At 65.3% G+C, this 14792-nt stretch carries 15 protein-coding genes; 5 read left to right on the top strand and 10 right to left on the bottom strand.

Going from position 1 to position 14792, the window contains the following annotated elements; all coding sequences use genetic code 11:
- Positions 1–16: 16 nt before the first annotated feature.
- Positions 17–1675 carry a glycoside hydrolase family 16 protein gene (locus G9E11_RS05845; protein WP_190603803.1) on the top strand — a complete coding sequence of 553 codons (1659 nt, stop codon included), beginning with the start codon at positions 17–19 and terminating at the stop codon, positions 1673–1675.
- 21 nt (positions 1676–1696) lie between these two features.
- Here the strand turns inward: G9E11_RS05845 and G9E11_RS05840 are convergent, their stop codons facing one another.
- From G9E11_RS05840 to G9E11_RS05830, 3 genes are all read right to left on the bottom strand, one after another.
- Positions 1697–1870 (bottom strand): hypothetical protein, encoded by a 174-nt coding sequence (locus G9E11_RS05840; protein ID WP_190603801.1) that lies wholly within the window; start codon positions 1868–1870, stop codon positions 1697–1699.
- Positions 1871–1877: 7 nt separating this feature from the next.
- A complete protein-coding gene (locus G9E11_RS05835; RefSeq protein WP_311764301.1) occupies positions 1878–2924 on the bottom strand; it encodes a glycosyltransferase family 2 protein in 1047 nt (348 codons plus the stop codon).
- 285 nt (positions 2925–3209) lie between these two features.
- A complete protein-coding gene (locus tag G9E11_RS05830; RefSeq protein WP_194717943.1) occupies positions 3210–3716 on the bottom strand; it encodes an Hpt domain-containing protein in 507 nt (168 codons plus the stop codon).
- 24 nt (positions 3717–3740) lie between these two features.
- On the opposite strand from G9E11_RS05830, the gene G9E11_RS05825 reads away from it, so the two are divergent.
- A complete protein-coding gene (locus tag G9E11_RS05825; protein ID WP_190603796.1) occupies positions 3741–4550 on the top strand; it encodes a response regulator transcription factor in 810 nt (269 codons plus the stop codon).
- Between the two features lie 241 nt (positions 4551–4791).
- On the opposite strand, the gene G9E11_RS05820 is transcribed toward G9E11_RS05825, so the two are convergent.
- The 4 genes from G9E11_RS05820 to G9E11_RS05805 all read right to left on the bottom strand — a co-directional run bounded on the left by G9E11_RS05820 (position 4792) and on the right by G9E11_RS05805 (position 8053).
- Positions 4792–5487, bottom strand: coding sequence for a maleylpyruvate isomerase family mycothiol-dependent enzyme (locus G9E11_RS05820; protein ID WP_190603794.1), 696 nt, complete (start codon positions 5485–5487; stop codon positions 4792–4794).
- A 91-nt stretch (positions 5488–5578) separates the two neighbouring features.
- Positions 5579–5974, bottom strand: a complete 396-nt coding sequence (locus G9E11_RS05815; protein ID WP_190603792.1) for a DUF1129 domain-containing protein — start codon at positions 5972–5974, stop codon at positions 5579–5581.
- On the bottom strand, positions 5971–6309 hold the full coding sequence (locus G9E11_RS05810) for a PadR family transcriptional regulator (protein WP_190603790.1): 339 nt from the start codon (positions 6307–6309) through the stop codon (positions 5971–5973). Before G9E11_RS05810 ends, G9E11_RS05815 begins: the two co-directional genes overlap by 4 nt.
- A 190-nt stretch (positions 6310–6499) precedes the next feature.
- A complete protein-coding gene (locus G9E11_RS05805) occupies positions 6500–8053 on the bottom strand; it encodes a PucR family transcriptional regulator (protein WP_190603788.1) in 1554 nt (517 codons plus the stop codon).
- Between the two features lie 127 nt (positions 8054–8180).
- Here G9E11_RS05805 and G9E11_RS05800 point away from each other — a divergent pair, with 127 nt between their 5' ends.
- Positions 8181–9707 carry a purine-cytosine permease family protein gene (locus G9E11_RS05800; RefSeq protein ID WP_190603782.1) on the top strand — a complete coding sequence of 509 codons (1527 nt, stop codon included), beginning with the start codon at positions 8181–8183 and terminating at the stop codon, positions 9705–9707.
- 49 nt (positions 9708–9756) lie between these two features.
- Positions 9757–10722: a polysaccharide deacetylase family protein gene (locus G9E11_RS05795; RefSeq protein WP_190603781.1), complete on the top strand. Its 966-nt coding sequence runs from the start codon at positions 9757–9759 to the stop codon at positions 10720–10722.
- 216 nt (positions 10723–10938) lie between these two features.
- Here the strand turns inward: G9E11_RS05795 and G9E11_RS05790 are convergent, their stop codons facing one another.
- The 3 genes from G9E11_RS05790 to G9E11_RS05780 form a co-directional block, all read right to left on the bottom strand.
- The gene (locus tag G9E11_RS05790) at positions 10939–12144 is read right to left on the bottom strand and encodes a glycoside hydrolase family 3 N-terminal domain-containing protein (protein WP_246468765.1); all 1206 of its coding nucleotides are present in this window, start codon (positions 12142–12144) and stop codon (positions 10939–10941) included.
- A gap of 362 nt (positions 12145–12506) precedes the next feature.
- Entirely contained in the window at positions 12507–13226 is a 720-nt protein-coding gene (locus G9E11_RS05785; RefSeq protein ID WP_311764311.1) for a VOC family protein, read from the bottom strand.
- Between the two features lie 111 nt (positions 13227–13337).
- Positions 13338–14246 carry a helix-turn-helix transcriptional regulator gene (locus G9E11_RS05780; RefSeq protein ID WP_190603775.1) on the bottom strand — a complete coding sequence of 303 codons (909 nt, stop codon included), beginning with the start codon at positions 14244–14246 and terminating at the stop codon, positions 13338–13340.
- A 129-nt stretch (positions 14247–14375) separates the two neighbouring features.
- Here G9E11_RS05780 and G9E11_RS05775 point away from each other — a divergent pair, with 129 nt between their 5' ends.
- A complete protein-coding gene (locus tag G9E11_RS05775) occupies positions 14376–14789 on the top strand; it encodes a (R)-mandelonitrile lyase (protein WP_190603773.1) in 414 nt (137 codons plus the stop codon).
- Positions 14790–14792 lie beyond the last annotated feature (3 nt).

The raw sequence follows: 14792 nt of genomic DNA, 5'->3' as shown, positions 1-14792 counted from the left end.
TGCCAGGGGCTGAAGTATGGACTACACAGGAATCCGTCAGCGGTCAGGAAAAGCGCGGGCGGTCCTTGGCAGCCTCGGAGCCGCTCTTCTGGTGATTTCCGGACCGGGTGTGTCCTCCGCCGCTGAGGCTGCTGCCGTCTCTCCGGCCGTTGATCCCGGGCCGCAGGGAGATTTCAGCTGGAAAGGCCAGAACTGGGAAAAGCGCTCCTGGAATGGAGCGCCGCAGTTCAACAAGTCATTTGACCCGGCGAACGTGAGCGGCCCGGACAGCAACGGGTTCGTCACGTTGGGCATCTCGAACCCTAGCGGAAGCGCCCCTTCAGGAGCCGAGTTCCAGTCAACGCGCCAGGGATTCGGGTACGGGACCTACAGCACCACCGTCGAGAAGGATATCAGCAGCCTTCAGAAGGAGGTGGTCTGGGGGTGCCTGTTCACCTACGATCCGGAGGCCGGGCCGGGATACAACGAGATCGATCTGTGTGAGGCATCGGCGTGGGGAGGCGGGGCTGCCTATGGCCAGTCGTGGCCGGTGAGCCAAGGCCACGGATACTGGTTCGATGCTGGCAAACCACCGGGTGAAGGCAACAACACCGTCGATTTTCCCGTCACGGCCGACCCCGTCCTCACTCACAGGATGACCTGGGCGCCCGGAAAGCTGACCTTTGAGACGTACGCCGGGGAGGGCTACTCCGGTACCCTCCTTAAGCGAACAGTGCAGGAGGGTACCACCGTCCCTGTCCCGGCACGCGAACGGGTCCATTTCAATCTGTGGGTCGTCGGCAGCGGCGGCGGGGACCCCGCACATGTAAAACCGGAAACCGTTACTGTCCGCGATTTCAGCTTCACGCCCGCGGCACCCGCGGCCGCCCTTGAGTCGTATACCGCCGCTGCGCCCGTTCCCGTGATAGCTGGCACACCGAGCGTCGGCGCGACAATGACGGCCACCGCCACCGGGCTCCCCGATCCCGGCACCTCCTACCGCTGGTACCGGGCCGGAACCCCTGTTGCCGGGGCGACGACCCGGACTTACGCGCTGACGGCGGCGGACCTGGGGAAGGCGATCGCCGTCCGCGCCACGGGCGCGGCCGCGGGCGGGCAGGTGGTGTCGCGGCACTCGGACCCGACGGCCCCCGTTGGCCCCGGCACGCTCACAGCGCCGGCACCCTCCGTGACCGGAACGGTGAAGGTGGGCTCGGTCCTACGCGTCCGCCCTGGCCCGTGGACCACCGGGACGGTCTTCAGATACCAGTGGTACCGGGCCGGCACCCCCGTTGCGGGGGCCGTCTCGGCCACCTACCGGCTGGCTGCCGCGGATGCGGGGAAGAGAATGAGCGTCCGCGTCACGGGAACCAAGCCCGGCTACCGGGCGGCAGCGAAGACCTCCGCTGCTACCGCCGCGGTGGCAGCTGGCACCCTAGTGGCACCGGTGCCGGCTGTGAGCGGCATCCTGCGGACCGGTTATGTCCTGACGGCGAATACCGGGGCGTGGACCCCGGGAACGGCGTTACGGTTCCAGTGGTTCCGCAGCGGCGTGGCCATCCCTGGCGCCACCGCCAGGACCTACCGCCTCGTGACCGCTGACAGGGCAGACAGCCTCAAGGTCCGGGTGTCTGGCTCGCTTGCCGGCTACGGCCCCTCGGTGCGGTTCTCGGCGTCCACAACCCGGGTGCGGTAGTGGCCCCTGACTGGGGGAGGGTCAGGCGTCCTGGCCGACTTCGCGCCGGACCGGGACAATCCGCTTGATCGCGGTTCCCAGTGCCACCATGGCGAAGGCGGCCAGTCCCAGCCAAAGCGCGTCGCCGGCGCCGGTGAATGCCAGGGCGCTGCCGCCGATGCCTGCTGCAGCCGGTGCGGTGAAATTGTTGTACATAGGTGTGTTACCAAACTTTCTTTTTGTTGAAGAGTGCATCACTGTAGGCCTTCGCGTGGACCGCCTGCAGGAACAGGTCGATCACCATCTCGTACATCGTGGCGGCGGCGAGCATGTATTTCCATCCCCGGTAGCGCACGGTCACGACGCGCTCGATCACGAAGACACCGGTCACGGCGAGCCAGAAGGGATGTATGTGCAGCCCGCTTCCCGTGGCCAGTGCAAAGGCGATCGTGCCAAAGTAGAGGGCCGTGATTAGTACCCCTGTCATGGAAAGGGCCTGGCGCCCCCAGTAGGGTTTGGTCACCGTTGTCCAGCCGTACTGAACGCAGTTCTCCACCGCCCCGCGTTTCCACCTCAGCCGCTGGGCCCACAGTTCACGCCATGTGGGCATAACTTCGGTGACGAGCGTGCAGTCGGCCGGTGACTTGATCCTGTAGCCAAGGGTCAGCAGGGCGAAGGAGAGTTCGTTATCTTCGGTCAGCACTGAGGTGTCGTACACCCCGCCGCGCCCATTGCCTGGGGGCAGTGACCCGGCCAGACGGGCATTCATTACATCGGTCAGGGTCCGGGCTTTGAACAGGGCCGCTGTTCCTGTAACCACCAGGCATTTGCCGTGGAGCCGCTCAACGTCCCGCGCGTAGCGGGCGTACTCGTTGCGCTGCAGGTGGCCGACGAACCCGGATCCTGGCGCACCCTGAAATATGCCTCCCACCGCGCCAAGGAGGTCATCGGCCTTCAGATGTGCCACGGCTCGTTCAATAAAGTTGTGGGAGAGCTGGGAGTCTGCGTCCTGAACGAGGATCAGGTCCTCCGCTGCGGTTTCCGGCAGGATGCGCTCTAGCGCGAAATTCAACGCGCCCGCCTTTTTGTCCTGGTTGCCCGCTGTCCTCAGGACCTCGGCTCCTTCAGCGAAGGCGATGTCCGCAGTCCCGTCCGTGCAGTTATCAGCAATGACAATGACCCGGTCAGGGCGGTAGCTTTGGACCCGCAGCGACCTCAGCGTCTCCGCTATTCCAGCCGCTTCATTGTGGGCCGGAACCAGTACGGTCACCACGCCCCCTTCCGCCCGGCGCCGCATCCGGGGCGTCATTGAACAACCCGCAGGCTGGTTTCCGGAAGAACACACGCTTCATGGGCGAAGGCGATTAGAAAAGACTTTTCTCGTTGACTGCGGCTTGTCGGTTTCACGCAAGAGACTCTTTCAGCGCAAAACGCAGGAAGAGTTACGGAAACGCTCAAGAAATGATCAAGGATTTAGCAGTTCATAACCCGCCGCATGTGCGAAAAATCTCACGTTCCGGTGATAACTGTCACCTCAGGCGGTCAATAAATGGCTTTAATGAATTGCTGCGGACCGGGAAGCGCGAGTACCCGCGTATTCCAAAATCAGCAGTTCCTGCTCTACCAGCCGGACTTCCGCCGTCCAGCATCTGACGGTCCCGTCCCGCATCTGAGCCTCAAGCTCAGCACATAAAGCTGCAAGCCTCAGCGCCCCGACCATCCGAGACGTGGATTGCAAGCTCAGCACGGCATCCAGTGCGACCTCCTGGTCCTCCGCTTGAAGCGCGCGGGCGATCTTAGCGGTGCGCAGTGGAAGCATCTGCAAATAGGTGCGGAAGAAGTCCCCGGCTACTTCCGCTCCGGCATCTTCTACAAGGAACAACAGCGGATTTGGGTCCAGTACGGCTAACAACTCGTCACTCATTATTTGTTCTTTCCCATGATGCGGACCCGCAGATGCGGATGTGGCATCATTCGGGCACTGAATCCATTTGAAGGAGGCGGAAGTGGTACAAGGCAACGTTTCCCCGCGCAAATCAAGAACGGTTTTATTTTCACTCAAGATTGAATCAAGGCGCGTTGTTTAATGCCCCTCTCCGCCGGGACCGGTGCTAGCGTGCTCGAGGCAACTCACAGGGAAGGGCAGCTAATCCACGTGCAGACGGCGGTGATCATTGAGGACGAAGCCCAGACCCGCGGCATCATCACCCTGCTCCTCAGCCAAAGCGGGTTCGTAGTCCACGCCTGCGAACGCGGGACGGACGCCGTCGAAGCGGTCCGTGCTTTGCGCCCGGAACTCGTGACGCTCGACCTCGCTTTGCCCGACATTGACGGCTTCGAAGTTGCACGCCGAATCCGAGAGTTCAGCGACACCCGCATTCTCATGCTGACGGCAAGTTCCCGGGAGGTCGACACCCTCATGGGCCTGGAATCGGGCGCCGATGAGTATGTCGTCAAGCCCTTCCGGCCTCGTGAACTGACCCACCGGGTGAAGGCGCTGATGCGCAGGCCCCGCAAACCCGACAACAATACGTCCCGGCCGGAGGCCAGCAGCCGCACTGGTGGCCCGGCCGCAGTCGAACACCGCGGGCTTCGTCTCAGCGCACAGGACAGAAGAGTGGAAGCTGATGGCGTCGAGATAACCTTGACGCCATCAGAATTTGACCTTTTGCGTGCCCTAATGGAGGGCGGACGAGCCGTGCGAACCACCGCTGACCTCACCGGAATACTCCAGGGACACATCACTACCAAAACCAGGACCTACAGGGATGATGCAGCCTTACGCATAGTTCCCAACCACATCGCCAACCTGCGCAGGAAACTTGGGGACTCCACTACCAGCCCGCGCTGGATCGAAACCGTGCGAGGTTTCGGATACAGGATGACGCCCGACTGAGGAGCAATCCCTGCCCGCCCCGCCCAGAGATCAGGGCGAAGTGACGGTATCTAAGTGCTTCTATTTGTCCGACCGTGTTCGTCGGCGCCCTGACCGATAATTCCGGTAGCCCAGCTGGTGCAACTCCACCTCACCCCGGCCGTTAGGAGCGGTCGTGCCAGGAACCCTTCAAATGCGTGGCCCTCTCCCCGCGGGTAAAAGGTGTGGAACTCCACCGGACCTTGGAATGAAGGCGGATCGTTTACGGCGTCAGCGGACCTCGGATGACGCGCAACGCGAGGTCGACGTCGCCGTCGAGCACAGCCGTTTCGGAAAGGCTGGTGCGGCCCCAGAGGCCCAGGTACATTTCCTGGGGCCGTGCTGTGACCGACGCCGCGACGTCTCCCGCTCCGAGAGTCCACGCCGTGCCGCCGGGTACGCGGAATGTCACGGCCTTTCCCGGGTCTGTCATTCGCTGCAACCGGAGCTGCCGCGGGGCAAACATAGCCAGCGCCTCGTCGATCCCGTCGAGCATGAAGTCCTCGGCGAATTCCGGTGCCGCCAAACCGGACGCCTGGTGGGCGTCGACGAGGTGGATGGCGTGTTCGTGTGCCTGCCGGCGAAGCCAGAAACCGGCCGTCCGCGGAGGAGGGCCAAAGTTCCAACACGGCGCAGCGGGGTCCAGGGAAGCCATCGTGGCCAGAAAGTCAGGCGCCCCATCGAGGAACCATGTTGCTGCTTTTTCCGCAGGTGGGGCAGGCTCCTCGACGTACTTGCCGGCACGAACCACTGCGGCAGCCCACCGTTCTATCGAGCCGAGATGCCCGAAAAGCGCGTCCAGAGTCCATGCCGGACAGGCCGGAACTGGGCTTTTTAGCGTGTTCTCCGGCTGGCGCGCCAGTGCTTCGAGGGCGCCGAGGTTGCTGGTGAGTTCGGCAAGGTAGCGATCGGGCAGCATGGGTCGAGCATAACGCTCACGCGCAGAGCTGTTGTCGCGCTGTAGGGACTCCTGCACTAACTTGGCCGCCGGACATATGTCAGGGCAGGGTCTACGCCGGCACACCTTGAGTGAGCCGCGGGGCCGGTCTCAGGTAGTCGACAAAAAATCCGATGAGGTTCCCGCCGAGGACCAACGCCAATGCCGGCATGAGCGACATGGGACCCACGTATGTCCGGACATCAACGCCGACGAACATCAGGAGGACTGTTACCAGCACGTACGCGAGAGCCAGCAGCGTAGCGACGGCGCCGACGACCTTCCCCCGTGACCAGCGGCTCTTCTTCGGAAACTGCTTGGCATACTCTGCGGCAGTGCCAAAGTCATTTCTCGCCGGCACTCCTGTAGCCGCTTCATGAGACCGAATATCTTCCAGCGATTCAGCGATTTCACGTTCCGTGAATCCGCGTATCCGGAGGTTGAAGGCAAGGTCACGCTCGTATTTCATGGAGTTTCCTGTCTGTCTGCCCGAAAATTCTTCAGCACCTCATCCATCTGAGACCACGCATTCGCCGCTCTTGCCAACTCACGGCGGCCCTGTTCTGTGATGGCGAACTGTTTGCGTCCTGGCCCTGCTGTGTCGTGCTGCCATTCATGGATGACCAAACCTTGGTCTTCTAGCCGTTTCAACAGCGGATACAAGGTGCCGCCCTTAATCTTTGGGAACCCGGAGCTCAGCACTTCGAGCATGGCGTAGCCGTGCATCTCCCCGTTGGTCAGCACCGCGAGTACCGCATGTGGCAGAGCTGCCCTGGTCAGCTCCTGTTGCCAGTCGATTTGCACAGTTAGATAGTCTCACTACTTAGATTGCATGGCAAGCTTCATCGTCCGCATCGCGTCTGGACCGGCGGGAAAGTGAGGAAGGGGTGGGTGGGAGGCGACGGGATGTGAGGAGGCGTTGGGTGGGAGGCGGCGGGATGTGAGGAAGGGGTGGGTGGGAGGCGGCGGGATGTGAGGAAGCGTTGGGTGGCCGCTAGGGGAGCGGGGCCAGGCGGGTTGCCAGATGCAGGCCGACCAGCCGGCCGGTTCCCCGGGGGTCGCCGCCGCAGAGGTCGAAGATCCGCTGCAGCCGGTGGTACATCGACTGACGTTCCAGGTGCAGCTCGCGTGCTGCCTGCGCCGTGTTGCAGCCGGAGTCGAGCCACACGGTCAGTGTCTGCAGTAGCTGCGAGTTCCGCTGCTCGTCGTGCTCGAGTACCGGCCCCAGCGTCCGGCGGACGAAGTCGCGGCGGGCGCCGGCATCGATACTCTCGGCAGCCAGTCGCTCGGCAGCAAAGGCATCCGCATCCCGCACCTGCCGGGCGGGACCGCTGGCACGGCCTGTCCGCGGTGCCAGGTCCAGCGTCCGTCGGGCCTCGGCCATGGACCACGCAGCCTCGCCGATGCCCTGCCCCAGCGGTCCGACGGCGATCGCGGAACCTTCCGGGACTTCCAAACTGCCCAGAGCCTCGATCAGCAACGACCGCGCGGCCCGGGTTCCCTCGCGGGGGAGGCCGGCCAGCGCAATGAGCTCCAGCTTGTCCGCATAGCTCGCGGCATGCGGAACCGCCCCTGCCAGGACCGAGTCCAGCGCCGGGCGGAGCCTGCCGGATGCGGCGGAACGGATCATGACGGCGGCCACCGGACCGTCGACGGCGAAGCCCGCCGCCGCCCCCAGCTGCTCCAGCCGCCACGGCTGGGAGCCGGAATGCACGGCGCGCATCAGTTCCGCGCCAGCCAGTTCCTTCAGGCCCGGCGGCATACGTTGCAGCAGCGCCAAGCCGAGAATATCGACGGACCGTTCGCCCGCCACCCGGATAAACGTCGGGTCGATACCTTCGGGCAGTTCCAGCTCCAGCCGCGCTGCCAGCACACCGCGGACCGGAACGTCGACCGCCGTCGTGCTCAAAGTCCCGGAACTGACGGTCCCGGAACTGACTGTCCCCGAACCGCCGGTTTCCGGACCGCCGGCGGAACCGCCGCCGTCGGCCGCTCCCGCACTCCCCAGCGTCAGCCCCGCCGGCGACACCAGCCGGACGCCGGTCCCGGTCTTCCCGGCGAGCACGGCGAGCACCTCATCCAGCCCGCCGCCGTGGGCGAGTTCGGCGGCCATGGCGTGGCTGATCTCGTCCCCGCGCTGCAGCAGTTCCACGGACTGGCCAACCAGGATCGAGTTGATCTCCTGCATCATGCCGACGAAGGGGGCCACCTTGCGGAGCTCGAACAGCGGCAGGCCGTTGGACTCGGCAGCAACCAGCATGGACTCGGGAATGTCCGGCAGCGAAGGCCCGGTCTCAATGGCCAGGGCAGCCACGCCGCGGCCCGCCAGCTCGCGGATGTAGTCCACCCGCCGTTCATCGGTGGCCGTGGCCAGGGCCTGCCCGCCGCTGAGGAGCAACTCGCCGCCGCGCAGCAGGGGAGCGATGTCCAGGACCTCGCTGGAGTGGACCCAGCGCACCTGCCTGCCTTCCACGGCGGAGGCGCCGGCGCGCAGGACCGGGTCGGCCGCCGTGACGCTGCGCTGCTTCAGGACTTCGTCGAGGTACATGACACTCCGTCATAAGAAAGGGGATTCTCTTAGACGGATCGTACCTTGTTGCTGTGATGTGGCGCACATAGGCTTAATCCATCCCTTCTTCACGGAGGCTCTTCTTCCTCACACGGAGGCTTTTCCGATGCACAACTCCTCAACACCGCAGTCCGGGCCCGCAATGGAGCAGGCCGAGGACGTCGAAGCCTGGCTCCAGCCCATTCCCGAATCCGCGCGCACCCGCAAGGTGTCCGGCCAGTTCTGGATCTGGGCCGGCGCAAACCTCGCCCCGATCAACTGGGTCCTCGGCGCCCTGGGCATCAACCTCGGCCTTGGGTTCGCCGACACCGTTACCGTCCTGGTCCTGGGCAACCTGATCGGCATGCTGCTCTTCGGCTGCTTCGTCCTGCTCGGCCAAAAGACCGGCGCCACCGGCATGGTCCTGGCCCGCGCCGCGTTCGGCCGCCGCGGCAACTACCTGCCGGCCGCCATCCAGGCACTGCTGGTGGTGGGCTGGTGCGCCGTGAACACCTGGATCATCCTCGACCTGGTCATGGCGCTGTTCGGCACGCTGGGCTGGGTGGATCCTGCTGCCCACAACTACGCCTGGAAGATCGGCGTCGCCACGTTCATCATGGCCGCCCAGGTTGCCATCGCGTGGTTCGGCTACAAGGCGATCGCCGCCTTCGAAAAATGGACCGTGCCGCCCACCATCATCATCCTCGTGGTCATGTCCGCCGTCGCGTGGTTCGGCCTCAAGATCGACTGGACCTACGCCGGCCCCGCGGGCAACATCCTGGAAGGCTCGGAGCGGATCGCCGCCATGAGCGCCGTGATGACTGCCATCGGCATCGGCTGGGGCATCACCTGGTTCACCTACGCCGCCGACTACTCACGCTTCGTCAGCACCACCGTGCCCAAGAAGAAGGTCTACCTGGCCTCGGTCCTGGGCCAGTTCATCCCCGTCGTCTGGCTCGGCGTCCTCGGCGCCAGCCTGGCCACCAACAGCGGCGAGGTTGACCCCGGCAAGCTCATCGTGCAGAACTTCGGTGCCATGGCGCTGCCCGTCCTCCTGATGGTGCTGCACGGGCCCATCGCCACGAACATCCTGAACATCTACACCTTCTCGGTGGCCACGCAGGCGCTCGACATCACCATCAGCCGCCGCAAGCTCAACCTGTTCGTCGGCGTCTTCTCGCTCATCGCCGTCGTTTTCTTCATCTTCCAGGAGGACTTCGCCTCGGTGCTGGACGCCTGGCTGATCGGACTGGTGGCCTGGGTGGCTGCCTGGGGCGGCGTGATGCTGGTGCACTTCTTCTGGCTGGAGAAGCGCTGGCCCGGCAACGTGGAACGGCTGTTCGACGGCGTCGGCACCCGCCGACTGCCCGTGGTCAACTGGGCCGGCGTAACGTCGCTGCTCGCCGGCATCTTTGCCACCTGGCTGTTCATGTACGGTCTGGTTCCGGTGATGCAGGGCCCCATCGCTGTTGCCCTGGGCGGCTGGGATCTCTCCTGGCTGGCCGGCGGCCTCACCAGCGCCGCCGTCTACGCGGTTCTCGGCCCGCGGCTGCACCGGCCATACCTAACCGTGACGTCCGACGGCGGCACCGCCTCCGGTGTCAACGCACCTGCCGCCGAGGCACCCCAGCCGGTTCCCGCCGTCGAACTCTAAACCCTTCCTGTACCTCTCCACTTCGCCCTCTGACGAAAGGAACCCCGGCATGAGCCCCAGCGCCTTCGCGGATTCCCAGCACCCCATCACCTGGCCGGCCGGCTTCACCGCCGCAGCGTCCTTCACCTTCGATGTCGACGCCGAATCCTGCGTCATCGCGCACGACCCCACCAGCACCCGGCGGATGTCGCTCATGAGCCATCAGTCGTACGGGCCCAAGGTGGCGGTGCCGCGGCTCCTGCAGATCCTGGCGCGGCAGGAGGTCCGCGGAACGTTCTTCATCCCCGGGTTCACCGCCGAAAGCTACCCCGACGTGGTGCGTCAGATCGTCGACGGCGGCCACGAGGTTGCCCACCACGGCTACCTGCACGAACCGATGCAGGGGATCGACGCCACCACCGAGGCGAGCTACATGGACCGGGGACTGGAAGCGCTGGAGAAGGTCGCCGGAATCCGTCCGGTGGGTTACCGGGCTCCGTGGTGGGAACTGAACTGGCACTCGCCGGCGCTCCTCGCGGACCGCGGCTTCCTCTACGACTCGAGCCTGCTCGACGGCGACGCACCGTACCGGATGTCTGTCGCCTCGGGTTCTCCCTCCGGTGCCGGCGACAACCGCGACATCGTGGAGATCCCCGTGGACTGGACCCTGGACGACTGGGAGCAGTACGCGTTCTACCCCGGCGTCACCGGCAGCGGCGTGATCGAAAGCCCCGCGAAGGTGCTGGAGATGTGGACCCTGGAGGCCGAGGCGCACCACTCGCAGGGAAGCTGCTTCGTGCTCACGAACCACCCGTTCATCTCGGGCCGGCCGTCGAAAGCCGTGGCCCTGGAGCGGCTGATCGAGCGGGTCAAGGGCATGGACGGCATGTGGGTGACCACCCTGGAGCAGATCGCCGAGCACACGAAGGCGACGGTTTCCGAGGTGCACACGCACGCGAGGATCGAGGTGCCTGCCGCCCCCGGTTTCGGCGCACGCTTCAAGCCGGGCCAGGTGCAGGTGCCCGCGCTCAGCTAGCGCGGCTTCGACAGAGACAACAGCTGAGCGCGAACGGACACTTGAGCCCCTTAAGACGAGGGCGCCAAGTGTCCGTTCGCGCTTCCTGCGTTCTGCGCCCTGCGTCGAATTACCAAAAAGGGCCGCTTCGAAGCCGCCTCAAGCGGCCCATTTTGTTGAATCCACCAACGTGCAGCCAGAGGCGGGCCACACCGTCACCCGACCTACTACTCTCCCCTAATGCCCGGCCTTCACCGTGAGCACTTTCAGCGCGGCGGCGTTGACCTCCGCGGCGAAGGCAGGGTTGTGCTGGGCGAGCTGAAGCACCGCGGTGTACATGGCGGGAATGGCGCGGGGGTTGGCGCACAGCAGCATGGTTCCGCCGGCATGGATGAAGCTCGTGGCCCGGGTGCCCTGGGCCCACGGCGCCAGCTGCGCCGCGTTGCACAGGTCGTCAGACAGGACGACGCCGGTGAAGTGCAGGTCCGAGCGCAACATCGTCCGCATGATCAGCGGTGAGAACGGCGCGATGTGGCCGGCATCGATGCGCGTGTAGTAGGCGCTCGAGACCATCACCCACCGGGTGCCCGCCTGGATTGCTGTTCTGAAGGGCAGCAGGTACGGGTCGGTGCGTGTGGTGACGGTGTCCTTCACGTTCCGGGTGGTGTCCGTGTTCAGGGTAACCCGGCCCAGGCCGGGGAAATGCTTGACGACGGGGGCGATGCCGGCCTGTCGCATGCCGGCTGCGAAGGCGCCGCCGTGGGTTGAGACCGCCTGCGGCGTGAACCCGTATTCGCGAGCAAAGAACCCGATGGGCGCGTTGCGCGGGGCGAATTGCCTGCTCGGCACCGTATCCAAAACCGGCGCCAGGTTCATGGTGAGCCCGGCCGCGCGCAGCTGGCTTCCCCACACACGCGCGTTAGCCTGGAGGGCCGCCGTCGTCTGCGTCCCCTGGGAAAGTGCTGTCGGAATGGTCGAGAAACCCGGGCCGCCGAGGACCTGGACGAAGCCGCCCTCCTGGTCGGTGGCCACGGCAAGGCGGATGCCGCCGGTGGTGGCCGCAGACACGGTTGCCGTCATCCGGCGAACGACGGCGGCCGTCGCCCCAGTGCCCGCGCGGCTGCGCCCTGCGAGATACACATTGCCGACGTGAAACCTGGTGAGGCCGGACATGGTGTTGGCGTCCGCTCCGGTGGCAGTGGCCGCCACCATGAACAGCTGGCCGACGCGCTGCGCCAAGCTGAGCCGGGCGAGCTGCTGCGCCGGAGTGGGTGCCGCAGCGGCAGTATGGCGGGCGGCGGGCTCGGGGACGGCACGGGGGACAGCTGCGGGCTGGCTTGTTGGAGGTTGGCTTGTTGCGGGCAGGAACTCGGCCCTTGCTGCTGAAAGGGACTTGTTTGTTGCGGCTTGGGGCGGGCCGCCCGCTGCAGACAGAGCGAGCAAAAGCGAGGCTCCTATTACAGCCAATTTACTTAGATGATGCATGTTCACACGGCTTTGCTGGGGCACTCATATATCAATGAGCGTACGCCGTTTCCGCCTTGCCGGATCCACCCCACTGCATATCGTTTTGGCCAAGTACGGCCGCTTGGAAGCCACATCGAGCGGCCCTTTTGGGCGCCACGGCATGCCCTCGCCCTGAAGGCATGGAAATGCCGCCCTGCGGTGTTGGGGGCCATCGCAGGACGGCATGGATCAAGGGTACTGTGCAGCACTTCGTCCAACAGCATTTCCACCAGGCGCGGCGGAATCTTAACGGTTTTTTAACGCCTCCTGCGTTTGATATGCCGAAGGGCGCGACCCGCTCAGCTGACGGCTGCGCTGACTGCGATGAAGCCACCTTGCGGGTCGCCAATGACAGCATTGCGAAATCCAGGCGTGTTCATCGGCGCCATCAGAACGGTGCCGCCCAAGGCCATCGCGTGCTCGGCGGTAGAGTCGGCGTCGCGGACAGCAAAGTTCACACTCCAGTGCGGCGGGACAACGGCCCCGTCGGTCGCCGTCATGACCGCCACGACTTCGCCTGAGCGCCGCCACAGGGAGAAGGCGGCCCCCGGCACCGGCCCGAGTTCCCAGTCGAACAAGGCGCCGTAGAAGTCCCGCGCTCGATCGGCATCAGTTGTGTGCAGCGAGCTCATCGCCCAAGAATTGGGCTCATCGAAGACCCGAGCGCCGTCACTGTCGCCAGCCTGCAACAGGCTGAACGGGACGCCGGTGGCGTCGGCGACCACAGCAAGGCGGCCATCCGAGCAGGCACCAAACGACCCTGCCAGCAGGGTGCCTCCCGCCTGCTCCGCACGAGCGAGTGTCTGCGCGACGTCGTCGACGCGTACGTAGGTGTTCCACACCGGCGGTGACAGCGGAGGGGCCTGGCCGATCCCGGCAACCAGCCGCCCGCCGAGGCGCGCAGCGAAGTACTCGCCCTCGAGCTGGGCTGGCATCGATGTTGGATCATCGAAACTCCAGCCAAAGAGTGGGCCGTAAAAGTCCATGGCGGCCCGCGGATCCGGCTGGAACGTGTCCACCCGGCACGGCGCGCCTATTGAATATGTGTCTCGCGTTGCCAATGGAATGCACTTTCGTTCGGTGACCGATCCGTCAATCCCGTACAGCTAATCTCGCCTGTGTAGGGGATGTTATCCGTTGGCGGGCCTAGGCTCCAGGGTGGCCTGCCGTGACAAGCCAGCCGCGGGTTGCTCCTGGCTCGCGGCCCAGCTGGCCAGCAGTTTGAGGGCGTCTTCTTCGGCCGAGCCTGGCTGCGCGCTGTAAGCGGTCAGCGTCAGTCCGGGGTCGGCCGGCAGGTCCATGGCGTCGAAGGCCAAGTCGAGGTTGCCCACCACCGGGTGGCGGAAGTGTTTGAAGCCGGTCCGGTGCAGGCGGACGTTGTGGGCTGCCCACCGGATGGGGAACTCATCGCTGCGGGTGGACAGTTCCCCGATGAGGTCCTGCAGGGCCTTGTCGTACGGGTCCCTGCCGGCTTCGGTGCGCAGCAGGGCCACGGTGGTGTTGGCTGAGTCTTCCCACGTTGGATAGAACGTGAGGGCGCGCGGGTCGAGGAAGCAGAACCGGGCCAGGTTGACCTGCTGCTCCGAGCGGCCGAACGCCTCCGAATACAGGGCCCGCCCCAGGTTGTTGATGGCCAGGATGTCCAGCCGCCCGTTGCGCACGAAGGCCGGAGAGCCGGTCATCCCGTGAAGGATCGCGTGCAGGCTGGGGCGGACCGTCTGCTTCCGGGCAGGTCGACGGCGGGCCTTGCCTCCCGCGCTGGCCGCGCGGGCAAGGTCGAACAGATGCTCTCGTTCGGCCTCGTCCAGCTGCAGTGCCCTGGCAACCGCCTCCAGCACGTCATCGGAGGCTCCGGCGAGGTTCCCGCGTTCGAGGCGGGTGTAGTACTCAATGCTGACCCCGGCCAGGGAGGCAACTTCCCCGCGGCGCAGGCCAGGCACGCGCCGGTTGCCGCCGTAGTCTGGCAGGCCGGCCTGGTCCGGGGTGATCCTCGCCCTGCGGGAGGCAAGGAAGTCGCGGATTTCGGTGCGGTTGTCCATGCCTATAACGCTAGGGGCATTCCGGCCAGGTGAGGGAGTCCCTGCCGGTACCCCTAAGAACAGTGACTCCCTTACCTGTCCTGTCTGCGGTTGTCTGGTGCTTGAAGACGAACAAGAAGGAGACTCACCGTGGAAATTACGCCCAAGCCGCCCACCGTCAAGAACCCGCCCGAGCAGTTCACCGGCGACGTGTGGCTGGACATGATCGCCAGCCCGCAGAACGACGGCCAGCGCATGGTGGTGGCCAAGGTGCGCTTCGCCCCCGGTGCACGCACTGCCTGGCACAGCCACTCCAACGGCCAGACCCTGCACATCACCGAGGGGACCGGGCTGGTGCAGTCCCGGGGCGGGGAGCTCTTCGAGGTTCACCCCGGCCAGACCATCTACACGCCACCCGGAGAACTGCACTGGCATGGAGCCGCCCCGGACAGCTACATGGAGCACCTGGCCATGCTGGAAAGCGGCGGTGACCCGGCTGACGGCGGCTGGTTCGAGCACGTCACCGACGAGGAATACAACGGCCCCCGCACGGCGGCGAAGTAGGAA

Source organism: Arthrobacter ipis (assembly GCF_014694315.1).
Taxonomy (GTDB): Bacteria; Actinomycetota; Actinomycetes; order Actinomycetales; family Micrococcaceae; genus Arthrobacter; species Arthrobacter ipis.
The sequence above is the reverse complement of the archived record's forward strand: the minus strand, read 5'-3'. Positions and strand labels throughout refer to the sequence as shown.